This is a genomic window from Mycobacterium sp. SP-6446 (genome assembly GCF_001954045.1).
Taxonomy (GTDB): domain Bacteria; phylum Actinomycetota; class Actinomycetes; order Mycobacteriales; family Mycobacteriaceae; genus Mycobacterium.
The window spans coordinates 1-23,115 of sequence record NZ_MBEM01000191.1 but is presented as its reverse complement, the minus strand read 5'-3'; the positions used below and the strand labels follow the sequence as shown (position 1 = coordinate 23,115).

Here is a 23,115-nt window from a genome sequence, read left to right as displayed (position 1 = left end):
CGTCGCGAAATTGACAGCCTGCGCGCGAGCCTCGTTGGCTAGCGAGTCGCGCAGGTTGCTGTCCACGCCCTCGTTCAGCAGCGCCTTCGTCTGGGCGAGCGCGACCGGCGGGCCGCCGGCCAGTCGGTCGGCGAGATCCTCGACGAAGGCGTCGATCTCGGCGGCGGACACCACCCAGGTCACCAGGCCCAAAGCGTGGGCTTCGGTGGCGTCGATGGTTTCGGCGAGCAGCGCGAGTCGCTTAGCCTGTTGCAGGCCAACGAGTTTCGGCAGCAGCCAGGAGCCACCGAGGTCGATTGACAGGCCCCGCTTGGAAAAGATCTGGCAGAACTTCGATTCCGGCGTAGCGACCACGAGATCGCATCCCAGTGCCAGGTTCCATCCGGCGCCGACCGCTACCCCGTCGACCTTGGCGACCGTCGGGATCGGGAGCTCGTGCAACGCGAGCGCCACGTCGGTCAGGCGCCGCAGTTTGTCCCTCGGATGGACGTCGTCGCGGACCGAAATGTCGGCGCCGGAGCAAAAACTGCCGCCGGCGCCGGTGATGACCAGGGCGCGCACGCTGCGGTCACGACCGGCGCCATCGAGGGCGTCTCGCAACGCCACCCACAGCTGCGGAGTGATCGCGTTTTTGCGGTGCGGGCGGTTGAGGGTCAGGGTGCGTACCCCGTCGCGATCATCGGACAGCAGCACGGGGTCGGTCATCGGCGGCGGACGGTCATCAGTAGCTGCGTGGCAGTTTCAGTGTGTGGGCTCCCAGGAAGTTCAGAATCATCTCCTGGCTGATCGGCGCGATCTTCATCAGCCGGGCCTCACGGAAGTAACGCGCCACGTGGTATTCCTCCGAATACCCCATGCCGCCGTGGGTTTGCAACGCCCGGTCCGCGGCGGTGAAGCCGGCATCGGCGCACAGGTACTTGGCGGTATTCGCTTCGCGCCCACAAGGTTTGCCGTTGTCGTACAGCCAGGTGGCCTTGCGCAGCATCAGCTCCGCGGCGTCCAGCCGGGCCAGGGAGTCGGCCAGCGGGAACTGGATGCCCTGGTTCATCCCGATCAGGCGGCCGAAGACCTCGCGCTCGTTGGCGTACTTCACCGCTTTTTCGAGCGCGACCCTGCCGATACCGAGCGCCTCGGCGGCGATCAGCATGCGTTCGGGGTTCAGGCCGTCGAGGATGTACTGAAATCCCTTGCCCTCCTCGCCGACTCGATCCTCGACCGGCACTTCGAGGTTGTCTATGAACAGCTCGTTGGAGCTGACGGCGTTGCGGCCCATCTTTCGGATCGGGCGGACGTCGACCTTGCTGCGATCGAGGTCGGTGAGAAAGAGGGTCATCCCGTCGGTCTTCTTGGCTACCTCGTCGTAACTTTGGGTCCGCGTCAACAACAGGATCTTGTCGGACTCCATGGCTTTGGAGATCCAGACCTTGCGGCCGTTGACGATGTAGCGATCCCCATCGCGTTTGGCGAACGTGGTGATGCGCGACGTGTCCAGTCCGGCACCGGGTTCGGTCACCCCGAAGCACACGTGTACTTCGCCGGTCGCGACGGGCGGCAATGTCCGCGCTTTGAGTTCCTCGGAACCATGCACGACCACGGGTTGCATTCCGAAGATCGACAGGTGGATCGAGCTGGCCGCGTTCATGCCGCCGCCGGATTTGGCGACTTCCTCGAGCAGCAGGGTGGCCTCGGTGATGCCGAGGCCATGACCGCCGTACTCGGTCGGAATCGTCATCCCCAGCCAGCCGCCCTGAGCGATGGCGTCGTAGAACTCGGTTGGAAACTCGTGCGCCTGGTCTTTTTCCATCCAGTACTGGTCGTCGAACTTCCGCGCCAACTCGGCGACCGACCGACGGATCAGCTCCTGGTCATCGGTCAGCTCGAAATTCATTCCATCGCCGGGCACTGCCAAATCTCCTCTGATCGAAATGCACCGGCGCACTCAGCATTCCGGCGGCGCATCAGTCCTTGTTGCCGGAAAGGGCTTTCGCGTTTGCCGCGAAATCCGCGAAGGACGAGCCGCCGCGACTGTCCTTTTCGTGCCCCTTCGCCTTTATCGACACGTCGTGCCCCTCGGCGGCCTTGCGCAGCGCCCCGACAGTCGCCTGCTCCGGCGTGATGTGGGTGAACGGGTCGAACGAGTACCACCGCATGGCATTCTCATGGGTCATCTTCTTGATCTCGTCGTCCGGGACGTTGTTGATGGACAGCACGTCCCACAGCTCTTCCGGCGCACCCGGCCACATCGAGTCGCTGTGCGGGTAGTCCGCCTCCCAGCAAATGTTGTCGATGCCGATCATGTTGCGCAGTGCCACGCCGACCTTGTCGCTGATGAAGCAGGTCAGGAAGTGGTCGCGGAACACGTCCGACGGCAGCTTGTCGCCGAAGTTCTGGTGCGTCCAGGCGGAGTGCATCTCGTACGTGCGGTCCGCCCGCTCCAGGAAGTAGGGAATCCAGCCGGTGCCGCCCTCGGACAGCGCGATCTTGAGGTCCGGGTACTCCTTGATCGGCCGCGACCACAGCAGGTCCGCGGCGGCTTGCACGATGTTCATCGGTTGCAGGGTGATCATCACGTCCATCGGGGCATCGGGCGCGGTGATCGCGAGCCGGCCCGAGGAACCGATGTGGATGTTCATCACGGTGTTGGTGTCGCACAACGCTTTCCACAGCGGGTTCCAGTACTCGTCGTGGAAGCTGGGGTAGCCCATCGCAGCCGGGTTCTCGGTGAACGTCAGCGCGTGGACACCCTTCTTTGCGACTCGGCGAACCTCGGCGGCACACGCCTCGGCATCCCAGATCACCGGGATCGCCATCGGGATGAACCGCGCCGGGTACGCTCCGCACCATTCGTCGATGTGCCAGTCGTTGTAGGCCTGCACCAGCGCGGTCGAGAATTCCGGGTCCTCGGTGACGAACAGACGCCCGGCAAAGCCCGGGAAGGACGGGAAGCAGATCGAGGCCAGGATGCCGCCGGCGTTCATGTCCTTGACGCGCTCGTCGACGTTGTAGCAACCCGGCCGGATCTCATCCAGACCCGTCGGCTCGATGCCGTACTCCTCCTTGGGCCGGCCGGCGACCGCGTTGAGTGCAACGTTCGGGATGACCGTGTCGCGGAACTTCCACATGTCCGAGCCGTCGGGGTTGTGCACCAGGCGCGGCGCGTCGTCGGCGTACTTCTTCGCCAGATGGTTCTTGAACATGTCCGGCGGCTCGACGGTGTGGTCGTCCACGCTGATCAGGATCATGTCTTCTTTGTTCATGTCCGCTCCTTCTCGATCGAATCCGTCGGACGCGCTGTGCCCACACAGTTACGGCGAACCGCCGCTTGGCGCCAAGATCACTATTTTGAAAACTATCTTCTCGTGAAGCGAGAATCAACATCCAGCACCGCGCGCAGCGACTCACGCAGCCCTGACCAGGCCTAAGACGATTAGTCTCATTGCCCGCCTTCGAGCGTCATGGCCGCGAGGTAAATGCCGGGGCCACCTAGAGAAAACCTGACGTTTCGCCGGAAAACGTGGACCCACAGCACGGGCCGAGCGGGCAACGCTTCCGCCGCGGTCGCCCGGGCGGCTGGCCAGTGCGGATCGCGACCCGCCGGCATTGACCAGCCGACCGAATCGTGCAAGTCTATTGGTTGGAAATGAGAATATGATTCTCTTTCACCGAGAGGAGCTTGCCTGATGCGTCTGCGGCCGCTGCCCGCCGACCAGTGGGACGAGGCTGTCGAGCAGTCACTGTCCGGCATGCTGCCCCAGGAAAGGCGCAACCCCCAGGACGCCGGCACGCTGATGTCGACGCTGGTCCGCCACCCGAAACTGGCCCGCGCATTCCTGCGGTTCAGCGGGTACCTGCTGTTCGGCTCCACCCTCCCGGCACGCATCCGCGAGCAAGCGATCCTGCGTGTCGCCCATCGACGCGGCTGCGAATACGAGTGGTCCCACCACGTGAGCCTCGCGAAGAAGGAGGGACTGTCCGAAGCCGAGATCGCCGCCGCGCAGACGGGCGAAACGAGCGACGAGTTCGATCGCGCCGTGTTCACGGCCGTCGACGAACTCGACGAGAAATCCAACCTCTCCGATCAGACGTGGACGGCCCTTTGCGAACGGCTTGACGAACGTCAGCGTATGGATCTGATCTTCACCATCGGTGGCTACATCGCACTCGCGATGGCGATCAACACTTTTGGCGTACAGCTCGAGAACGAGAAAGGTTAGAGCCTTGCCCCACTTCCCGAAACCGGCCGCAGGCAGCTGGACAGAAAACTATCCCGAACTGGGCACCGGGCCAGTCGATTACACCGACTCGATCGATCCGGCATTCTTCGAAGCCGAACGCGATGCGATCTTCAAACGGACGTGGCTCAACGTCGGCCGCGTCAATCGCCTGCCGCGCACCGGCAGCTACTTCACCAAGGAACTGCCCTCGGCCGGCAAGGGCATGTCGGTCATCATCGTCAAGACCAAGGACGGTTCGGTCAAGGCGTTTCACAACGTCTGCCGCCATCGCGGAAACAAGTTGGTGTGGAACGACTTTCCGCACGAGGAGACATCGGGCACCTGCCGACAGTTCACCTGCAAGTACCACGCCTGGCGCTACAGCCTCGACGGCGACCTGACCTTCGTCCAGCAGCCGGAAGAGTTCTTCAACGTCGACAAGGCCGACTACGGCTTGGTACCGGTGCGCTGCGAGGTGTGGGAAGGCTTCATCTTCATCAACTTCGATAACAACGCGGCGCCGCTCACCGACTACCTGGGGCCGTTGGCCAAGAGCATCGAGGGCTACCCGTTCGGCGAGATGACGGAGACCTACTCCTACCGGGCCGAGGTCGGCAGCAACTGGAAGCTGTTCATCGACGCGTTCGTCGAGTTCTATCACGCGCCGATCCTGCACCAGGGGCAGTACACCAAGGAGGAAGCCGCCAAAATCCAGAAGTACGGCTACGAGGCGCTGCACTACGAGTTGGCCGGCCCGCACAACCTGCAGTCGACCTGGGGTGGGCAGGCGCCGCCGCCCGACATGTCCATGGTCAAGCCGATGGACCAGGTATTGCGCAGCGGGTTGTTCGGTCCGTGGGACAAGCCGGAGATCATCCAGAACCTGGAGCTGCCGCCGGGTGTCAACGTGAAGAGGGTGCCGCAGTGGGGCATCGACTCCTGGCTCTTCTACCCGAACTTCATGCTGCTGATCTGGGAGCCCGGCTGGTTCTTGACCTACCACTACTGGCCGACCGCCGTCGACAAGCACACCTTCGAGTGCTCGCTCTATTTCGTTCCGCCGCGCAACGCGCGGGAACGCCTCGCCCAGGAGCTGGCGGCGGTGACGTTCAAGGAGTACGCGCTGCAGGACGCCAACACGCTGGAGGCGACCCAGACCATGATCGGCACCCGGGCCGTCAAGGAGTTCCTGTTGTGCGATCAGGAGGTGCTCATCCGCCATCTGCACAAGACCACCGGCGACTACGTGAAGGAGTACCAGCGCAATGGCGTTACCGTCTGAATTCGCTGACCTGGAGCCTTATTTGGATTGGGACCTGGCCACCGAACCCGAGCGCTACGCCAAGCGCCTGGCCTCGACCATGCCCGAGATGCAGGCGTTCTACGACGCCGCGTTCCCGCGGCTCAACGACGCCATCGAGTACTGTGACAAGTTCCCGCTGGACGATCTGCCCGAGGACGCCCGTACGCTCATGCACATCATGCAGTCGCTGGTCATGGTGTCGTTTCCGATAGAGGCGTGGAAGCAGCCGCGCGTGCCCGACAGCGGCGCCGCGTGGGTGGAGCTGATCCGCGAGCCGGTGATCTGAGAGGTGTTGACGCTCAAGGCCGCCGGGCTGCTCGACGTTGATAGCGGCGAGATCCTGCGGCCCGGTATCCTGCGCATCGATGGCGATCGGATCGCCGGTGTCGGCGGTGACACCGAAGGCGAGCTGATCGACCTCGGCGACCAAATCCTGCTGCCCGGATTGATGGACATGGAGGTCAACCTCCTGATGGGCGGCCGCGGGGAGAAGCCCGGCCTGTCGCAGGTCCAGGACGATCCCCCGACGCGGGTGCTGCGCGCGATTGGCAATTCCCGACGCACGCTGCGCGCGGGATTCACCACCGTGCGCAATCTCGGTCTCTTCGTCAAGACCGGCGGCTACTTGCTGGATGTCGCGCTGGGCAAGGCAATTGACGCGGGCTGGATCGACGGGCCGCGGGTGGTGCCGGCCGGTCACGCCATCACGCCGACCGGCGGACACCTGGATCCGACGATGTTCGCGGCGTTCGCACCACACGTGCTCGACTTGACGGTCGAGGAGGGCATCGCCAACGGAATCGACGAGATCCGCAAGGCGGTGCGTTACCAGATCAAACACGGCGCCGAGCTGATCAAGGTCTGTTGCTCGGGCGGGGTGATGTCGCTGACGGGACCCCCTGGGGCGCAGCACTATTCGGATGAGGAACTGCGCGCGATCGTCGACGAGGCCCACCGGCGCGGACTGCGGGTGGCCGCGCACACGCATGGCGCCGACGCGGTCAAACACGCGGTGGCAGCCGGCATCGACTGCATCGAGCACGGCTTCCTGGTCGACGACGAGGCCATCGCGATGATGGTCGAGCACGGCACGTTCCTGGTATCCACTCGGCGCCTGGCCGAGGGGATGGATGTCTCCCACGCCCCGCCCGAACTACAGGCGAAGGCCGCGGAGATGTTTCCGAAGTCGCGCACATCCATAGTGGCCGCGCACAAGGCCGGCGTGAAGATCGCCGTCGGCACCGATGCGCCGGCGATTCCACACGGCCGCAACGCCGACGAGCTTGTCACGCTCGTCGAATGGGGCCTGCCCCCGTTAGCGGTGCTGCGGGCGGCGACGGTGACCGCGGCCGAGCTCATCAACTCGACCGACCGTGGGCGGCTCGTACCGGGCCAGCTCGCCGATATCATCGCGGTACCGGGAAACCCGTTGGAAGACATAACCGTTACCCAGCACGTCAGCTTTGTCATGAAAGGCGGCAAGGTCTATGTCGACAAATCCTCCGACCAGAACTGAGGATCTGGTCGAGATCCAGCAACTACTCGCCCGCTACGCGGTCACCATCACACAGGAAGACATCGACGGCCTCATCGGCGTCTTCACGCCCGACGGAACCTACAGCGCGTTCGGCGACACGTACGGCTTGGACAAGTTCCCGGAATTGGTAGCCGCGGCGCCAAAAGGCTTGTTTCTCACTGGAACTGCGCTGGTCGACATCGACGGCGATGCGGCCAGCGGGACGCAACCGCTGTGCTTCATCGACCATGCCACCCATGACATGCGCATCGGCTACTACCGCGATACCTACTCACGCACCGCCGACGGATGGCGGCTGAAGACCCGGGCCATGACGTTCATCCGCCGCAGCGGAGTGCACGATTCCGGGCGCCCACACGCCGTCGGCCGCCCCACCCCGTGAATGTCGAGGAGTTCCGGGCGGGGCTGTGCGCGTGGCTCGACGACAATGACCTGACCCCGGGACCAGATCATTCGCTGCAGGGCCACATGCAGCAATTCGCCCGAGTCAGCCGGGCGCTCTATGACGCCGATTGGATGCGCTACGGCTGGCCGGTCGAAGTCGGCGGATTGGGTGGGCCCGCGGTGCTTCGCGCGATCGTCGGCGAAGAGGTGGTCGGCCGGCGGCTCGCCGAGCCCGGGCCGTACTCGATGCTCGAGGTGCTCGCGCCGACGATGATCGATTACGCCCCTGCAGAACTCGCAGCAGAGATGGTGCCGCGCCTGCTCAGCGGCGCGGAGCATTGGTGTCAGGGCTTTTCGGAGCCCGGCTCCGGCAGCGACCTGGCCTCGCTGACCACTCGGGCGGTCCAGGACGGCGACAACTGGATCGTCAACGGGCAAAAGGTCTGGACGAGCTTCGCACAGTTCTCGACGCGGTGCGTCCTGCTCGCCCGCACCGCGCCGGGCCACGATGGAATCACCGCGTTCTTCGTCGACCTGGACACCCCGGGCATCACCATTCGGCCGCTGCGCACGATGCACGGCGTGGACGAGTTCTGCGAGGTGTACTACGACGACGTGACGATCCCGTCGAGCCGGATGCTCGGCCAACCCGGAGACGGCTGGCGGCTGGCGATGGACCTGCTGCCCTACGAACGCTCCGCCTGCTTCTGGCAGCGGATCGCCTACCTCTACTCCCGCTTCGACGAGCTCATCGCGGAGACAGCCGCTAGCGAACCCGACGGCCACGACGAGTTCGAGCTTGGCGCAGCCTATCTCGCGCTGCACACGCTGCGCTGCCGATCCCGCGACACCCAGCACCGGTTACGCGACGGGGCACGGCTCGGGCCGGACACCTCCATCGACAAGGTGCTGCTGGCCAGCGCCGAACAACGGCTCTACGACACCGTCCGCGACCTGCTCCCCGGAACCCTGGAGCTCGACGACACGCCGTGGCGCTCGGAGTACCTGTATTCCCGCGCCGCGACGATCTATGGCGGAACCGCCGAGATCCAGCGCAACATCATCGCCCGCCGGCTGCTCGATCTCGGAAAGGAGTAGAGCCGTGGACCCCGAGGCACTGCGCATGCTGGCCGACTCGCTACGCACCGCAATGACCGCGGCGACGGGAGCCAAGCTCGACGCCGCGCTAAACGAGCTCGGCTGGCTCGACATGCTCGACGAGATCCCGGATACCGCAGTCCCTTTGGTGTTCGAGTTGCTCGGCGAGGCCGGCGCGCACGCCTCTGTGCTCAACGACGTCGTACTGCGGGCGACCGGAAGTGCGCCGGAGGGCGCCGCACCGCTGCCGTATGCCGGTGGCCGCTGGGTGATATGGGAACGCGGCGATGGCTCAAGCTCGGCGCTCGACGACAAGCTGCCGATACGTTCCGTACCGCGGGGAGAGTCGCTGCCGCCGGAGGCGTTAGCCGCCGGACGGCGCGCCCTGGGCTGGTGGCTGGTGGGCGCCAGCCGGGCCATGCTTGCGCTGGCGCGCCAGCATGCCGTGGACCGTGTTCAATTCGGTCGGCACATCAGCTCGTTCCAGGCGATCCGCCACCGGCTTGCCGAGACGCTCGTCGCGATAGAGGGGGCCGAGGCGACCCTGCGGGCCGTCAGCGCGGAGACGGATGACCCGGATGGCCTGGGCTCCCTGCTGGCCAAGGCCGCCGCCGGCCAGGCGGCGCTGTCCACCTCACGCCACTGCCAGCAGGTCCTCGGCGGCATCGGCTTCACCGCCGAACACCCCTTGCATCGCCATATCAAACGGGCCCTGGTCCTGGACGGCCTGCTGGGCAGCGCGAGAGAACTGACCCACGAGGCGGGAAAGTCGTTGCGCTCCAAAGGACATGCACCGCGGATGGTGCAGCTGTAGGGGCTCGATGTCCCACCTGTCACAAAGCCGGGGAGATACCCAATGTGCCCGCCTCACAGCTCTGTCGGCGCTGGAGGCCAGGGCACGAATTTGTCGTTATGTGCCAGGCCGGCCACGGCCCTAGACTTGGCACGCATGGGCCGCCCCGTCCCACCGCGCAACCAGGTCGGTGTCGCCTCCGTCATCTTGGGCGTGGTCGCGCTCGGCACCTGCTGGCTCCTGATCGGGGTACCCCTCGGCATCGCGGCGGTGCTGACCGGTGATGTCGCCCGCCGGCGCGTCCAGCGCCGCGAAGCCAACAACCTCCACGCCGCGGTAGCCGGCATCGTGCTGGGGGCGGCGGCGATCGTCGCCGGGCTCGTCGCCATCGGATACTACGCCTGGGTGGACGCCCAAAAGCCTTGATCCCGCAGGCTAATTGCGCGGCAGGCCGAGGATGCGTTCGGCGATGATGTTCCGTTGGATCTCGGAAGTCCCGCCGGCGATGGTCGCGGCGAAGGTGCGCACGTAGCGGTCGAACCAGCTGCCGTAGTGGCTGTCCAGGTTCAGCGGCGCGACGGGCGAGGTGACCGCGTGGAGCACGAGCCCGTCCGGCCCCTCGGCATTCAATGCGTCCTCACAGGCTCGTTGCATCGCCTCCGACCCCAGCAGCTTCAGCACCGACTGGGCGGGCACGTCCTCTTCCCCGCGTGCGGCCTTGGCCAAAGTCGCGGACCCGATCAACCGCAGCGCATAGCAATCCATCACGAGGGTTGCGTAGAGATCGCGCTGCAGCGGGCCCGATGGGCCGAAATCGACCGTCAGCGCGTGCAACATCCCGGCGTAGTCCATCCACAGCATGGCGCGCTCGTGACCGAGTGAACCGGTTGCCACCCGCCAGCCCTGGTTGATCTCCCCCACCAAGTTCTCGGCCGGGACACGCACGTCGGTGAAGAACACCTCGTTGAAGTCGACGTCTTCGCTGTCCGCGACCGACGCGAAGGGGCGGCGGACCACGCCGGGGGTGTCCGTCGGGATGAGTAAAGCACTGATGCCCTTGTGTTTTGGCGCCTCGGGGTCCGTACGCAGAAAGGCCAAAAGCACGTCGGCGTCGTGGGCGCCCGATGTCCACACCTTCTGCCCGTTGACCACGAAGTGGTCACCGTCGAGCACCGCGCGGGTTTTCAGTGACGCCAGATCCGAGCCCGCACCGGGTTCGCTCATGCCCAGCGACGCCGTGATCTCGGCGCGCAGAATCGGCACGGCCCATCGCTGTTTTTGCTCCTGTGTGCCGAACGTCAACAGGGACGCCGCGATGATGCCGACGCCCTGCGGATTGAAACTTTGATAGATCCGGCGCCGTGACAGCTCTTCGAGGTACACGTATTGCTGCAACAAGGTGGCGTTTCGTCCACCGAACTCCGGCGGGTTGCCCGGCAGCAGCCACCCGCTGTCGAACAGCAACCGTTGCCAGCGGCGCGCCCACTCCGGAATGTGGGAACTCGAGCGGGGCCGGTCGAATGCCTCGGCCTCCGAGGGCAGATGGGCGTCGAGGAAAGCGACGAACTCAGCGCGAAACGCCTCGACATCGGCGTCGAAACTCAGCTGCACGGCACTCCTAGCAGTGGGTAGATCAAGGTTTCCGCTGACGGCGCAGTTCGCTCTTGCGATTTCACTTCCATACACGCGTGTAAGAGAATAGTATTCTCGTCGTAAGAAAGTTACAATCTCAGACACGTCGTCCGTGAGGGGGTCGAGCGCACAGATGCCACGGCGTTCTCCGGTAGAGTCCAATCATGTTCTCCCCTCGCGGCAATCCCCTGAGCCGCTCGTGACCAGCCCAAGCGAGGAGCCCGCCTGGAAGCAGCGCGCAGTCGAGCGGTCGATCAAGACCGCAAAACTGCGGGCCGCCCAGCGCGTCCAGCGTTTCCTCGACGCGGCGCAGGCCATCATCATCGAAAAGGGCAGCACGGACTTCACCGTCCAGGAGGTTGTCGACCGCTCCCGCCAGTCGTTGCGAAGCTTCTACCTTCAGTTCGACGGCAAGCACGAGCTGTTGCTCGCCCTGTTCGAAGACGCGTTGAGCCGCTCTGCCGATCAGATTCGCGCGGCCACGGAAAGTCATACGGATCCGCTCGAGCGGCTCAAGGTTGCCGTTGAGCTGTTGTACGAGTCCTCGCGCCCGGATCCCACGGCGAAACGGCCGTTGTTCACCGACTTTGCGCCGCGATTGCTGGTCACACACCCGGCTGAGGTCAAGGTCGCGCACGCGCCGCTGTTGGCATTGCTGACGGAACTGATGGAAGCGGCCAGCGACGCGGGCGAGTTGCGCCCCGAGATCAATCCCAAGCGGGTGGCCGCCATGACGATGCAGACGGTGATGTTCATCGCTCAGTCCAGTGGGGGCTCGGACGACGCGACGATCCATCCCATCACCGCCGACGAGGTGTGGGACTTCTGCTCACGCGGATTCGTCGGCTAGCGATCACGCGGTAGCCGGGCCGCAGGGCCACGCTCAAATGAGCAACTATCGCACGCCACTTGCCTCGCGAGAATCAGATTCTCTAATATCTAGAATTGCAAATAGCCAAAACGGATTCGTCGTTGACACTGGTTGGTGGCGATGACAGGGTTCTCAGGCGACACGACGGCGATTCCCCGGGGGGCGGGGCGACGCGGTTCCGGCGAGAGGCGATTGATTTCCCGTGACAGTCAGCGCGGCCAGCGAGGTGTACTTCGACCCGTACGACGTGGAGCTGAACGCCGACCCGTACCCGATGTTTAAGCGGCTGCGCGAGGAACTTCCGCTGTACTACAACGAGCAGCATGGCTTCTATGCGCTGAGTCGCTTCGCCGACGTCGACGACGCGCTGGTCGATTTCCAGACCTTCAGTTCGGCCAAGGGCGCAATACTCGAGCTGATCAAGGCGAACATCGAGATCCCTTCGGGGGTAGTGCTGTTCGAGGATCCGCCGATCCACGACATCCACCGCAAGTTGCTATCCCGGATGTTCACGCCGCGCAAGATCAACGAGCTGGAATCCAAGATCCGCGAATTCTGTGCTCAGAGTTTGGATCCGCTGATCGGCACGGACCGGTTCGACTTCGTCGCCGACCTGGGCGCGCAGATGCCGATGCGGGTGATCGGGATGCTGCTCGGTGTGCCCGAGGAGTTCCAGGAAGCGGCACGCGATCGCGCCAACGCCAACTTGCGCACCGAAGCCGGCAAACCCATGGACACCACCGCCGAAAACATGATGAACGGCGAGTTTTTCGGCCAATTCATCGACTGGCGCGCCGAACATCCTTCCGACGACATCATGACCGAACTGCTCAACGTCGAGTTCGAAGACGAGACCGGGACCGTCCGCCGACTCCGCCGCGACGAACTGCTCATCTATATCAGCGTGGTGTCCGGCGCCGGCAACGAAACCACCACCCGGCTCATCGGGTGGACCGGAAAGGTGTTGGCCGAACACCCCGAACAGCGCCGGGAACTGGTCGCCGACCCGTCGTTGATCCCAGGGGCCATCGAGGAGTTGCTGCGCTACGAACCGCCGGCGCCCCACGTGGCCAGGTACGTGACCCGTGATGTCGAGTACTACGGGCACCGCATCCCGGAGGGCAGCGTCATGATGATGCTGATCGGCGCGGCGAACCGCGATCACCGCCAATTCCCGCCGGACGGAGATGTTTTCGACATCCGACGCGAGCCGCGCCAGCACCTGACGTTCAGTGTCGGCACCCACTACTGCCTCGGCTCGGCACTGGCCCGCCTGGAGGGCCGGATCGCGCTCGAGGAAATCCTGAAGCGGTTTCCGGAGTGGGATGTCGACCTGGCCGAGTGCAAGCTCTCCCCGACCTCGACCGTGCGGGGTTGGGACACCATGCCGGCCGTAATCGGTTGAGCCATCAAGGAAATGGGGTAGCCATGACTGGACGAGTTGAGGGCAAGGTCGCTTTCGTCACCGGAGCGGCGCGGGGTCAGGGCCGCAGCCACGCGGTCCGGTTGGCGCAAGAGGGCGCCGACATCATCGCGGTCGACGTCTGTAAGCCGATCGTGCGCAACACCACCATCCCGGCCTCGACGCCAGAGGATCTGGCCGAGACCGCCGACTTGGTCAAGGGCCACAACCGCCGGATCTTCACGGCCGAAGTCGATGTGCGCGACTACGACGCGCTGAAAGCCTCGGTGGATAGCGGCGTGGAACAACTGGGTCGCCTCGACATCATCGTGGCCAACGCGGGGATCGGCAACGGCGGCGACACCCTGGACAAGACCTCCGAATACGACTGGCAGGAAATGATCGACGTGAACCTGTCGAGCGTTTGGAAGTCGGTGAAGGCCGGTGTGCCACACCTGATCGCGGGCGGCAAGGGCGGCTCGATCATTTTGACCAGCTCGGTCGGCGGGCTGAAGGCCTACCCCCATTGCGGTAGCTACGTCGCGGCCAAACACGGGGTGGTGGGCATCATGCGGTCCTTCGCAGTGGAGTTGGGACAGCACATGATTCGCGTCAACTCCGTGCATCCCACGCACGTGAGCACGCCGATGCTGCACAACGAGGGGACCTTCAAGATGTTCCGGCCGGATCTGGAGAATCCGGGGCCCGACGACATGGCCCCGATCTGCCAGATGTTCCACACGCTGCCGATCCCGTGGGTGGACCCTGTCGACATCAGCAATGCAGTGCTGTTCTTCGCCTCCGACGAATCTCGATATATCACCGGCGTGACCCTGCCCGTCGACGCGGGTAGCTGCCTGAAATAGGGTTCCGTCCCATGGACGGATTCGAGAGACGCGGCGCGGTCGTCACCGGCGGTGCGAGTGGTATCGGCTTTGCCACCGCCACCGAGTTCGCTCGCCGTGGAGCGCGCGTGGTGCTCGCCGACGTCGACAAGCCCGGGCTGGAACAGGCGGTGGCACGGCTGCACGACGCGGGGTTCGACGCGCACGGCGTGACGTGCGATGTCCGGCATCTCGAGGAGATGGTTCACCTCGCGGATGAGGCCTTCCGCCTGCTCGGCCAGGTCGACGTGGTCTTCAGCAATGCCGGCATCGTCGTTGCCGGTCCAATCGCGCAGATGACGCACGAGGACTGGCGCTGGGTGATCGACATCGATCTATGGGGCTCCATTCACGCCGTCGAGGCGTTCGTGCCGAGGCTGCTCGAGCAGGGTACTGGCGGCCACGTTGCCTTCACCGCGTCCTTCGCCGGCCTGGTACCCAACGCCGGCCTCGGGGCCTACTGCGTCGCCAAGTATGGCGTGGTCGCCCTCGCCGAGACACTGGCCCGCGAGGTCAAGGACAGCGGCATCGGGGTGTCGGTGCTGTGCCCGATGGTCGTCGAAACCAAGCTTGTCTCCAACTCCGAACGAATTCGCGGCGCGGATTATGGATTGGCGGCGACCCCCGACGTGACGGGGTCGGTCGGGCCGTTGCCGGCGCAGGACGACTCCCTGGGCGTCGACGAGGTCGCCCGCCTGACTGCCGACGCGATTGTGGCCAACCGGCTGTACATCCTCCCGCATGAGGCCGCCCGCGCTTCCGTGCGCCGCAGGTTCGAGCGCATCGACCGCACCTTCGACGACCAGGCGGCCGAAGGCTGGCGCCACTAAGCCGGAGCCTGGCCGATGATTCCGTCGGCCTCCAGCTCGGCAATCTCTGCCGGCGTCAAACCCAGTTCGGCAAGCAACTCGTGGTTGTGCTGCCCCAGCAGCGGCGCGGCCTTCGTGTGGGATCGCGCCGGACCGCCGGCGAACCGCATCGGCATGGTGCTGAGCTCGGCCCGGCCATTCACCGGGTGGTCGACTTCCTCGAAGAAGCCACGAAAAGCCAGCTGCTGCAGCTCCGTTTGGCGATGGGGCTGCATGACCTTGGCCACCGGCACTCCGGCATCCCAGAGCTTTGCGACGATGTCGTCGCGGGTGCGCTGTTCACACCAGGCGGCCAGGTGCTCGTCGATCGAATCCTGGTGTGCGCGCCGCCCGGCTTCCGTCGACAGCGCGGGATCGGTCGCCCAGGGCGGTGATCCGAGCGCGCCGCACAGGCTTTCCCACTGTTCGTCGTTAGTCACGGCTATCGCGACCCAGCTGTCGAGTCGACCGAATTCGTCGATATCGGCGGCGCGGTAGAGGTTCTGCGGTGCCGCGGCCGGCCCGCGATTGCCCGCGCGTTCCAGCAGCGCACCGTACGCGGTGTACTCGATGATCTGTTCGGCCGAGATGCTGAGCGCGGCATCGACCATCGCGGCCTCGACGAGCACGCCCTCACCGGTGCGGCGGCGGTGTTCCAGCGCCAGCAGCAGGCCGTTGAGCGCATGCACACCCGCATTGGGGTCGCCGATCGAATACGGCTCGTAGGGAGGGCGGTCGGGATATCCGGTCAGCCAGCTCAGGCCGGAAGCAGACTCGATGGCATAGGCGAACGCGGGATTGTCGCGCCACGGTCCGTCCAGCCCGAATCCGGGCATCCGCAGCATGACGGCATCGGGCCGGATAGCTTGCACGGCAGCGAAATCCAGCCCGATCTGGTCCAGCACCCTAGGCGTGAAGTTCTCGACGATGACGTCACAAGTCGCGATGAGCCGGAGCAACACCTCTCGCCCGCGTGGGCTCTGCAGGTCCAGCGCCAGGCCCTTCTTGTTGGTGTTTAGCGCCGCGTAGATAGGCGACTTCTCCCACCATTGGTCTTCGGTGATCGGCACGCCGGCGATCAGCCGGGTGCCGTCGGGCCGGCGCGCGGATTCCATATGCACAACATCGGCGCCGAGCATGGCCAGGAAGTGGGTGCAGGAAGGTCCCGCCCAGAACGTCGTCATGTCCAATACCCGGATCCCACTGAACGGCAACCGGTTCGGGGTGGAAGAGCGCGTCGGAGCCGGCCGTGGCGCCGAATTGGCGGCCCGGTAGCGCGCAGTGTGTTCACCGAGTCGCGGCGCTGGGCCGGGCGGCCGAAGCCGGGCGGGCGACATCCGGTATGGAGGGCCCGGCTGCTGGAAACCGTCACGCGGGTTGCGCACGAACGAGCCGCGTTCGACAAAGTGTTCCAGCGAGGCGATGTTCGCGCCGTTGGCGACGGGAGCGTTGGGAATCCGGAACGCTGTCGCGAGTTCGCGGATCTCGTCGACCTGATTGGCCTCCACCCACGCGTAGATGTCCTCGGCGTGGATGTTGGCCTGTTCGGTGATGGTCAGCGGCGATCCTTCATCGATCCATTCCGGGTGGCCAACCATCGCGCACAGGTCGAACCACTGCTGCGCGGTGCCGCATCCCAGGTCCACCAGACCGTCCTTCGCCTGGGCCACCCCCGGCACCGTGAGTCGGCGCGCATCCCGCCATGGCCGGCCCAGCATTTCGAAGTAGGTGACCGGATAGTAGGTCAGGCAAAGGATTTGAGACTCGAGCATCGACAGGTCGATGAGATCGCCTGGCTCTGCCGAGTCACCGCGGCCAAACCGCGACGCCAGGATCGCGACGCTGGCGTAGGCCCCGGCCATGTATTCGCCTACCTGCCCGCCGATGTAGACCGGGGCCCGTTCGGGCAGTCCGCGTCCCAGCCCGACGATTCCGCCCGACCACGCTTGCAGGGTGAACTCGGTTGCGGCCCGGTCGCGCCAGGGGCCGTCCAGACCGAAGGCGGTGATCGACGCGACAGTTGCGTGCGAATGCACTCGATGAATCGCCGCGGGGGTGAAGTCTTGGTGTTCAGCCACTTTGGAACCCGCGGAACAGACCACCGCGTCCGCCGCGGCGAGCAACCGGTGGACCATCTCGACGTCGTCTTCCACGTCTGGATCGGCGACAACACTGTGTTTCGATCCGGCCAGGAAGCTGAACAGCGCGCCGTCGGCGCCGGGTGGGATGGCCGCGCCCGACGCCGACCAGCGCCGCAGCGGATCACCTTGCTGCGGCTCGACTTTGATGACGGTGGCGCCGCCGTCGGCAAGCAACTTGGTGCAGTACGCGCCCGCAATTCCGGTTGAGAGATCGACCACGGTGTAACCGGACAGCGGCGCCTGCGGTTGAGGTTCCCCCACTCATGCCTGCCACGACGGACTACGGGTCAGCACTTCGGGACCGTCGGCGGAGATGAGGACCGCCTCGCGTCCGAAGACCGCCCCGACCCCGGCTTCCCAGACATAGCCTGTTACGGCGAGCACCATGCCCGGCTCCAGCCGTTCGCGGAAAGCGCTTTCGGGCAGGTGGTCGGAGACCACGGGCGGGTCGAAGCCCATGCCCAGGCCACGCGCCACCGGCATCGGCGGTGGCGGTTCACCCGCGGCCTGGTAGGCGCCCAGCAACTCGGCGGTCCCGGCTCCGGGCTGGCACGCGGCTAACAGCTTGGCCCACAGGCTGTCCCAACGTCGGTAAAGCGCTGCGGCGCCGGTGGGTACGCCTACGGGCCAGGTGCGTCCCACCTCGCCGATGTAGCCGCCGGCCAGGACGCCGGCGGAAAACGCGACGAGGTCGCCCTCTTTAATGCGGCCGTCGCCGTTGACCCGACGCCACGGATGCGCGCGCGAAGTCACCCACGCGACATCCTGGTTCGACGGCGTACTTACTCCGCCGGCCGCCAGCGCCTCCAACAGGATCCCGGCCAGAATCTGTTCGCTGACCCCCGGCCGCAGTTCGGAGACCGCGGCGGCCAGGCCCGACTCCGCGACCGCGATCGCCTCCCGCAGGGAAACCAACTCTTCGGCCGTCTTGATGCGCCGGGCGGCGCGCATGGCCAGTTCCCCGTCGACCAACTCGGCGTTGGGAAACGCGCTGGGCAGTAGCTTGGCGAAAGCCGGTGAGAGCGCATCGGTTCCGACGCGGCGCGCGGTGGCAGCGCCGTCGATGCGCTGCAGCGCCGCGATGGTGTTCATCGGGTTCCACGAGATGCCGTACAGGTTTTCGTGGGGAATGTCGTCGGGGACACCCTCATCCCACGTGCTGAGCAGATGAACGGCGCCGGTGTCACGGACCAGCACGCAGGTGGGGCCGAACGGGCGGGTGCCTGCGACCCACAGCTGCGGTGCCCCGGACACGTAACGGACGTTGGCCTGCCGCCCGAGCACCAGGACGTCGAGACCGTGCGCGGCCATCTGCTCCAGTGCCCGGTGCCGCCGTCCCAGCCGCAGCGCCCTATCGTCGGGCAGAACTTCAGTTGCCATAGGGGTCATAGGGGTAGTCGGTCAATTTGATCCAGCCGTCGTCGGTAATCACCAAGACCTCTTCGCTGCGATAGCCGCCGGTGCCGTCCTCCCAGACCACCGGCTCCAAAACCAGCACCATGCCCTGCTGCAGGACGAAATTCTCGTCGAACTCGTCGCCGAGATCCGTTCCTATCATCGGCATTTCGGCGGCGTTGACGCCGATGCCGTGGCCGAGGTAGAAGTGCGGAAGCCAGGGCTTCCTGCCGCCGTTGGCCTTGGTTGCTGCCCTGCCCAGGTCGGCGGCGGTGGCTCCGGCGCGCGCGACATCCAGCACGGCGGTCAAGATCTCGAACCATTTGTCGAACTGCACCCGCTGGCGCGGCGACGGGTCTTTGCCGACGATCCAGGTGCGCCCGAAGTCCGAGCAGTACCCGTGGTAGGTGATGCTGACGTCCGTCCAGAGCACGTCGCCTTCGGCCAGCTCGCGCTCGGTGGAGAGCAGGGGCAACGCGAGGTCTCCGTGCGTGGTCCACACGCCCTCCGCCTTGCTCGGCGGCATCACCTGCCAGATGGGCTCGAGCATGCTTGCCTCGGCACCCAATTCGAAAGCGCGTCGCAAAAAGCTTGCGGATAGCTCGATCTGGCGGATGCCTGGCGCCAGTGCCTTGTGGACCTCCACCATCGCCTGGTCGGTGATCCGCACCGCGGTGCGCATGCAGGACAATTCGTCGGGCGTCTTGACTGCCTTGGCGGCGCTGACGACGGCGGCGGCATCGGCGGGAGCGCCGTTGGGAAACAACAACTTCGCCGCGCGCGACATGGCGCCGGTGCACTCGTCGATGGCGATCACGGCGCCGGCAGGAATGAGGTCGGCCAGCTGGTGGGCGAAATTCCGGACGCCCTCGTCGAATTCGAGATAGACCGGCCCGTGTAGGTGGTCGGCGGGCAGGTCCGCCTCGTGCGCGGCGCCCTCGCGGAACGGCAGGAACAGGTGCGGCCACGGATCGTCGGCGACTATGACGGCGACGGGCCGCTCGACGTAGGACAGCCCGGCGTCACCCAGGGGCCAGCTGGTCCCGGTGGCGTACACGACGGCGTTATTGCCCAGCAGGATCATCGCGTCGACTCCGCGTTCGGTCATCGCCGAGCGCAGCCGAGCCCCGGTCTCGCGACGCATGCGGGCGAGATCAGGTGTTTCGGGAATCGCGAACGTTGTCACAATCCGAGGAATTCGGTGATGTTGCCGCTGACGATGCGCGCCGCGTCGGCCGGGCCGACGGCGTCGACAACCGCCGCCAGTGACTTCTCCGAATAGCCGTATGTGCTTTCGTTGTGCGGATAGTCGCTGGACCACATCACCTTGTCCACGCCGATTTTGTCGATCAGCTGCAGACCCAGCGGGTCGACCATGAACGAGGCGCTCATGTGGGTGTCCCAGTAGTAGCGCACATCATGTTCCAGCGGCCGGTTGAACATGTGCCGATACGAGGCCACCAGGTGCTCGGCGTCTTGCAGCGCCCACGGCACCCACGAAATGCCGCCCTCGAACCAACCGATCCGCAGGCTTGGGTGCTGGTCGAGGATGCCGCCAAAGATGTACTTGGAGAACGTCTCCCGGAATCCATCGATGTTGATCATCATCCCGACGACGACGCTGTTGAACTCGCACGGGCTCTTCGGCGGGGTTTCCCCGATGTGGTGGGTTACCGGCAGGCCGGCGGCCTCGATCTCGTCCCACACGGCGCTCATCGACGCGCTCGAGTAGTCGATCGGGTTGCCGTCGTCGTCCTTGCCCGGGTTCAGCGGCATCAGGAACGTCTTGAGCCCCAACGATTTCAGCTCTTCCAACGTTTGCCGTGTGCCTTGCGGGTCCCACCAGTTGATCAGCCCGGCACCGTAGAAATGGCCGTCCGAGCGTTCCTGGAGCTCCGCGATGTATTCGTTGTAGATGCGGAAGGCGAGCTCGCGAAGCTTCTTGTCGGGATAGTGAAACAGCGCCAGCACCGCGTTGGGGAAGGCAAGTTCCTTATCGACGCCGTCCTCGCGCAGCTCCCGAATCCGGGCCTCGATGTTGGTGCTCGCGGCGCCGGGCAGGTCGTCGTATTGCATCAACACCGCGCTGAAGTCGCCCGGCAGGAACGACTGCCCCTTGCGCCCGACCTGGTACGCGCCGTCCTCATACCAGATGCGCGGCGCCTTCTCCTTGAGATCGTCGGGGAACCGTTCGTAGAAGATGTCGGCGGCCAGGGAAATGTGATTATCCGCGGAAAAGACCACGGTCCCGTCGGGCAGACCCACATCGGCGCCGCCGGCGTGCCCGCGGCGATCCTTCGGTGCGCCAAAGCCTTCGGGCGGGTAGAGCGAAATGGTGCTTGATTGAGTCGTCATCATTGACCCTCCATTCGGATCGGCATTTGGCTACCAGGTCACCGGCAATTCGTAGACGCCGTAGGCGAGACGATCGTCCTTGAAAGGGATGTCCTCGATCGGGACCGCCAGCGTCAGCGTCGGGATGCGGCGGAACAGCGTGCGGTAGACGATTTGCAACTCCGCGCGGGCGAGCTGCTGGCCCACGCACTGGTGCCGGCCGTAACCGAATGCGACGTTGCGATCGGCCCCCGCCCGGTGCAGATACAGTCGGTCCGGTTCGGGGAAGGCGTTGGCATCCCAGTTCGCCGGAGCCAAATCGATGATGATGCCTTCGCCGGCCTTGATGACCTCTCCGCCGATGTGGATGTCTTCGACCGCGACTCGGCGCTGACCATTCTGGATGATGCTGAGGTAGCGAAGCAGTTCCTCGACGGCGCTCGCGATGATCTTCGGGTCTTCGGCGTCACGGATGACGGCGAGCTGCTCGGGATTCTGCAGCAGCGCAAGCACACCGATACCGATCATGTTCGAGGTGGTTTCGTGTCCGGCGATGAGCAGTCCGGTGCCGAGCTGCGCGGCTTCCTTGACGCTGAGCTCGCCGGCCTTGACGCGCTCGGCAAGGTCGGAGACCGCGTCCTCGGCGGGATTTGCCATTTTGGCCTCGACCAGCTGGGCCAGATATTTGTGCAGGCTGATCGCGCCCTTCGCGGTGTCCTCACCAGTCGCGTAGCGCGCCAGCCCCACGTTGGCGTGGTGCTGGAACATCTCGGCGTCCTCGTACGGCACCCCGAGCAGCTGGCTGATCACCAGCGACGGGACCGGCAGCGCCACCGCGGTGACAATATCGGCGGGCTGTGGGCCGGCCAGCATCGCGTCGATGTGGTCGTCGGTGATCTGCTGGATGTTCGGCCGCAGACCTTCCACCCGCCTGAACGTGAAGGGCTTCGACAACATCCGCCGGAACCGGGTGTGCTCTTCGCCGTCGGAGGTGAAGACCGATCGCGGACGCTTGTGCACCGTGGACAACATGCCCGCGTTCCAGTGCGGAAAGCCAGGCACCCGATCGTCGACGCTGACGCGGGAATCGGAGAACAGTTCGCGCACTTCCTCGTAACCCGTGATGAGCCATGGTGTGCTGCCGTCCCAGATCCGCACCCTGGACAGCGGCTTGCTCGCCGCCAGCGCCATGACGTCCGGGGGTGGGGCGAAGGGGCAGCGCGCATTCCTTGCCATTGGGTAATCCGGGATTTCGGCGGTGGCCTGGGTTTCGGTGCCCGTCAGTGTGTCTGACATTTCATTCCTCGATGTAGATGGCCTGGGCGGGGCACGCGGCCGCCGCACGGCGTGCGCCCTCGGTCTGTTCCGCCGACGGATGCTCGTTGAGTAGTACGACGACACCGTCGTCGTCGCGCTGATCGAACACCTCCGGCGCATTCATGACGCAGTTCCCCGAGGAGGCGCAAATGTTCTGGTCGACAGTCACTTTCATGTTCAACACTTTTATTCGCACCGCGTGACCGGTGCCAACCACAGGCCCACGATCGCGTCGATGAGTCCGGATGCTGCGGCGCGCCAAGAGGTTTGGTGCATGGTTGATCCTGCCGCCAGCGCACGCTCACGGTCGGCGCAGGTGTGCATCAGCAGGTTGCGCGCCATGATGTTGCGTTCGAAACGCACCTCGGCCGGCAGGTTGGGCAGGCAGCTGTTGATGCCGTCGACGACCTGGACCAGCGACGGCGAGCTGAGCGCCCCCTTGACGATGATGTTGTAGTAGGCCGGATCGGTCATCGCCTGGGCCGCGAAGCGCGCGTACCAAGTCGGATTGCCCAGATCCGCCAGATGCTCAGTGAGAGGGCGCACCAGGCAGCCCACCCAGTCACGCATCTCCGCCGGGCCGCCGGAGGCCGACAGCTCTGCCACCATTTGTTCGCGGAGTTCCTCGACGGGTCCGCGGTGTTTCTGCTCGATGGCGCGCACCAGATCGGCCTTCGTGCCGAAGTGGTAGCCCACCGCGGCGTTGTTGCCCTGCCCGGCGGCCTCGCTGACCTGCCGGTTCGACACGGCGAACATGCCGTGCTCGGCATACAACCGCTCCGCCGCCACCAGGATCGCCTCCTGGGTGGAGCTGGCCCGCTCGGTGCGAACCGTCCTGCCTGCCGTAGTCATTGCACTAGTCAACCCGCAGCACGGGATTAAGTCAAGCGCTTGATTTAAACTTAGGCGGTCCCTTGCACGCCGAGCGTGACGCTGCAGTCACGTTCGGCCTCCAGGGTGAC

Annotated in this window: 23 protein-coding genes; 12 read left to right on the top strand and 11 right to left on the bottom strand. The window is 65.3% G+C overall.

Annotated elements, in window-relative coordinates; genetic code table 11:
- The 3 genes from A5736_RS17655 to A5736_RS17645 form a co-directional block, all read right to left on the bottom strand.
- Window positions 1–705 (bottom strand): enoyl-CoA hydratase/isomerase family protein (locus A5736_RS17655; RefSeq protein WP_076247660.1); only part of this gene is annotated, 705 nt, incomplete at its 3' end.
- Window positions 706–721: 16 nt separating this feature from the next.
- Window positions 722–1,888 (bottom strand): acyl-CoA dehydrogenase family protein, encoded by a 1,167-nt coding sequence (locus A5736_RS17650; RefSeq protein WP_076122541.1) that lies wholly within the window; start codon window positions 1,886–1,888, stop codon window positions 722–724.
- 70 nt (window positions 1,889–1,958) lie between these two features.
- On the bottom strand, window positions 1,959–3,257 hold the full coding sequence (locus A5736_RS17645) for an amidohydrolase family protein (protein WP_076122542.1): 1,299 nt from the start codon (window positions 3,255–3,257) through the stop codon (window positions 1,959–1,961).
- 423 nt (window positions 3,258–3,680) lie between these two features.
- Here A5736_RS17645 and A5736_RS17640 point away from each other — a divergent pair, with 423 nt between their 5' ends.
- From A5736_RS17640 to A5736_RS17605, 8 genes are all read left to right on the top strand, one after another.
- Window positions 3,681–4,214, top strand: coding sequence for a carboxymuconolactone decarboxylase family protein (locus tag A5736_RS17640; RefSeq protein ID WP_076247658.1), 534 nt, complete (start codon window positions 3,681–3,683; stop codon window positions 4,212–4,214).
- A 4-nt stretch (window positions 4,215–4,218) separates the two neighbouring features.
- Window positions 4,219–5,496 carry an aromatic ring-hydroxylating dioxygenase subunit alpha gene (locus A5736_RS17635; RefSeq protein WP_076247656.1) on the top strand — a complete coding sequence of 426 codons (1,278 nt, stop codon included), beginning with the start codon at window positions 4,219–4,221 and terminating at the stop codon, window positions 5,494–5,496.
- The gene (locus A5736_RS17630) at window positions 5,480–5,803 is read left to right on the top strand and encodes a hypothetical protein (protein WP_076122545.1); all 324 of its coding nucleotides are present in this window, start codon (window positions 5,480–5,482) and stop codon (window positions 5,801–5,803) included. Before A5736_RS17635 ends, A5736_RS17630 begins: the two co-directional genes overlap by 17 nt.
- A 3-nt stretch (window positions 5,804–5,806) precedes the next feature.
- The gene (locus A5736_RS17625; RefSeq protein WP_076247654.1) at window positions 5,807–7,033 is read left to right on the top strand and encodes an amidohydrolase family protein; all 1,227 of its coding nucleotides are present in this window, start codon (window positions 5,807–5,809) and stop codon (window positions 7,031–7,033) included.
- Window positions 7,005–7,436, top strand: a complete 432-nt coding sequence (locus A5736_RS17620) for a nuclear transport factor 2 family protein (protein ID WP_076247651.1) — start codon at window positions 7,005–7,007, stop codon at window positions 7,434–7,436. Before A5736_RS17625 ends, A5736_RS17620 begins: the two co-directional genes overlap by 29 nt.
- Window positions 7,433–8,536: an acyl-CoA dehydrogenase family protein gene (locus A5736_RS17615; RefSeq protein ID WP_076247649.1), complete on the top strand. Its 1,104-nt coding sequence runs from the start codon at window positions 7,433–7,435 to the stop codon at window positions 8,534–8,536. The genes A5736_RS17620 and A5736_RS17615 overlap by 4 nt, the downstream gene beginning before the upstream one ends.
- A gap of 25 nt (window positions 8,537–8,561) precedes the next feature.
- Window positions 8,562–9,350: an acyl-CoA dehydrogenase family protein gene (locus A5736_RS17610; RefSeq protein WP_076247666.1), complete on the top strand. Its 789-nt coding sequence runs from the start codon at window positions 8,562–8,564 to the stop codon at window positions 9,348–9,350.
- A 135-nt stretch (window positions 9,351–9,485) separates the two neighbouring features.
- Window positions 9,486–9,755 (top strand): DUF4190 domain-containing protein, encoded by a 270-nt coding sequence (locus tag A5736_RS17605; protein ID WP_076247647.1) that lies wholly within the window; start codon window positions 9,486–9,488, stop codon window positions 9,753–9,755.
- A 9-nt stretch (window positions 9,756–9,764) separates the two neighbouring features.
- On the opposite strand, the gene A5736_RS17600 is transcribed toward A5736_RS17605, so the two are convergent.
- Window positions 9,765–10,940: an acyl-CoA dehydrogenase family protein gene (locus A5736_RS17600; protein WP_076247645.1), complete on the bottom strand. Its 1,176-nt coding sequence runs from the start codon at window positions 10,938–10,940 to the stop codon at window positions 9,765–9,767.
- Between the two features lie 220 nt (window positions 10,941–11,160).
- Here A5736_RS17600 and A5736_RS17595 point away from each other — a divergent pair, with 220 nt between their 5' ends.
- From A5736_RS17595 to A5736_RS17580, 4 genes are all read left to right on the top strand, one after another.
- Window positions 11,161–11,811, top strand: coding sequence for a TetR/AcrR family transcriptional regulator (locus A5736_RS17595; protein ID WP_076122551.1), 651 nt, complete (start codon window positions 11,161–11,163; stop codon window positions 11,809–11,811).
- A 223-nt stretch (window positions 11,812–12,034) separates the two neighbouring features.
- On the top strand, window positions 12,035–13,237 hold the full coding sequence (locus A5736_RS17590; RefSeq protein WP_076247643.1) for a cytochrome P450: 1,203 nt from the start codon (window positions 12,035–12,037) through the stop codon (window positions 13,235–13,237).
- A gap of 23 nt (window positions 13,238–13,260) precedes the next feature.
- A complete protein-coding gene (locus A5736_RS17585; protein WP_076247641.1) occupies window positions 13,261–14,100 on the top strand; it encodes a mycofactocin-coupled SDR family oxidoreductase in 840 nt (279 codons plus the stop codon).
- Window positions 14,101–14,111: 11 nt separating this feature from the next.
- Complete coding sequence (locus A5736_RS17580) at window positions 14,112–14,948, top strand: SDR family NAD(P)-dependent oxidoreductase (RefSeq protein ID WP_076247639.1); 837 nt, start codon at window positions 14,112–14,114, stop codon at window positions 14,946–14,948.
- Here the strand turns inward: A5736_RS17580 and A5736_RS17575 are convergent.
- From A5736_RS17575 to A5736_RS17545, 7 genes are all read right to left on the bottom strand, one after another.
- Window positions 14,945–17,368: a CaiB/BaiF CoA-transferase family protein gene (locus A5736_RS17575; protein WP_254848398.1), complete on the bottom strand. Its 2,424-nt coding sequence runs from the start codon at window positions 17,366–17,368 to the stop codon at window positions 14,945–14,947. The genes A5736_RS17580 and A5736_RS17575 overlap by 4 nt on opposite strands.
- Window positions 17,369–18,487, bottom strand: a complete 1,119-nt coding sequence (locus A5736_RS17570) for a Xaa-Pro peptidase family protein (protein WP_076247637.1) — start codon at window positions 18,485–18,487, stop codon at window positions 17,369–17,371.
- Window positions 18,477–19,646 (bottom strand): Xaa-Pro peptidase family protein, encoded by a 1,170-nt coding sequence (locus A5736_RS17565; protein WP_083667527.1) that lies wholly within the window; start codon window positions 19,644–19,646, stop codon window positions 18,477–18,479. Before A5736_RS17565 ends, A5736_RS17570 begins: the two co-directional genes overlap by 11 nt.
- A gap of 38 nt (window positions 19,647–19,684) precedes the next feature.
- A complete protein-coding gene (locus A5736_RS17560; protein ID WP_175611315.1) occupies window positions 19,685–20,746 on the bottom strand; it encodes an amidohydrolase family protein in 1,062 nt (353 codons plus the stop codon).
- Between the two features lie 141 nt (window positions 20,747–20,887).
- A complete protein-coding gene (locus A5736_RS17555) occupies window positions 20,888–22,132 on the bottom strand; it encodes a cytochrome P450 (protein WP_076247635.1) in 1,245 nt (414 codons plus the stop codon).
- A 1-nt stretch (window position 22,133) separates the two neighbouring features.
- Window positions 22,134–22,328 (bottom strand): ferredoxin, encoded by a 195-nt coding sequence (locus A5736_RS17550; RefSeq protein ID WP_076122755.1) that lies wholly within the window; start codon window positions 22,326–22,328, stop codon window positions 22,134–22,136.
- 11 nt (window positions 22,329–22,339) lie between these two features.
- Window positions 22,340–23,005 (bottom strand): TetR/AcrR family transcriptional regulator, encoded by a 666-nt coding sequence (locus A5736_RS17545; protein ID WP_076122558.1) that lies wholly within the window; start codon window positions 23,003–23,005, stop codon window positions 22,340–22,342.
- Window positions 23,006–23,115: the final 110 nt, after the last annotated feature.

What these genes read in the sequence shown, in the direction of transcription:
- A5736_RS17650 (WP_076122541.1), bottom strand. Translation starts at nt 1,888, where the DNA reads ATGAATTTCGAGCTGACCGATGACCAGGAGCTGATCCGTCGGTCGGTC.
- A5736_RS17645 (WP_076122542.1), bottom strand. Translation starts at nt 3,257, where the DNA reads ATGAACAAAGAAGACATGATCCTGATCAGCGTGGACGACCACACCGTC.
- A5736_RS17640 (WP_076247658.1), top strand. Translation starts at nt 3,681, where the DNA reads ATGCGTCTGCGGCCGCTGCCCGCCGACCAGTGGGACGAGGCTGTCGAG.
- A5736_RS17630 (WP_076122545.1), top strand. Translation starts at nt 5,480, where the DNA reads ATGGCGTTACCGTCTGAATTCGCTGACCTGGAGCCTTATTTGGATTGG.
- A5736_RS17620 (WP_076247651.1), top strand. Translation starts at nt 7,005, where the DNA reads ATGTCGACAAATCCTCCGACCAGAACTGAGGATCTGGTCGAGATCCAG.
- A5736_RS17610 (WP_076247666.1), top strand. Translation starts at nt 8,562, where the DNA reads ATGCTGGCCGACTCGCTACGCACCGCAATGACCGCGGCGACGGGAGCC.
- A5736_RS17605 (WP_076247647.1), top strand. Translation starts at nt 9,486, where the DNA reads ATGGGCCGCCCCGTCCCACCGCGCAACCAGGTCGGTGTCGCCTCCGTC.
- A5736_RS17585 (WP_076247641.1), top strand. Translation starts at nt 13,261, where the DNA reads ATGACTGGACGAGTTGAGGGCAAGGTCGCTTTCGTCACCGGAGCGGCG.
- A5736_RS17580 (WP_076247639.1), top strand. Translation starts at nt 14,112, where the DNA reads ATGGACGGATTCGAGAGACGCGGCGCGGTCGTCACCGGCGGTGCGAGT.
- A5736_RS17570 (WP_076247637.1), bottom strand. Translation starts at nt 18,487, where the DNA reads ATGGCAACTGAAGTTCTGCCCGACGATAGGGCGCTGCGGCTGGGACGG.
- A5736_RS17565 (WP_083667527.1), bottom strand. Translation starts at nt 19,646, where the DNA reads ATGCGTCGCGAGACCGGGGCTCGGCTGCGCTCGGCGATGACCGAACGC.
- A5736_RS17555 (WP_076247635.1), bottom strand. Translation starts at nt 22,132, where the DNA reads ATGTCAGACACACTGACGGGCACCGAAACCCAGGCCACCGCCGAAATC.
- A5736_RS17550 (WP_076122755.1), bottom strand. Translation starts at nt 22,328, where the DNA reads ATGAAAGTGACTGTCGACCAGAACATTTGCGCCTCCTCGGGGAACTGC.
- A5736_RS17545 (WP_076122558.1), bottom strand. Translation starts at nt 23,005, where the DNA reads ATGACTACGGCAGGCAGGACGGTTCGCACCGAGCGGGCCAGCTCCACC.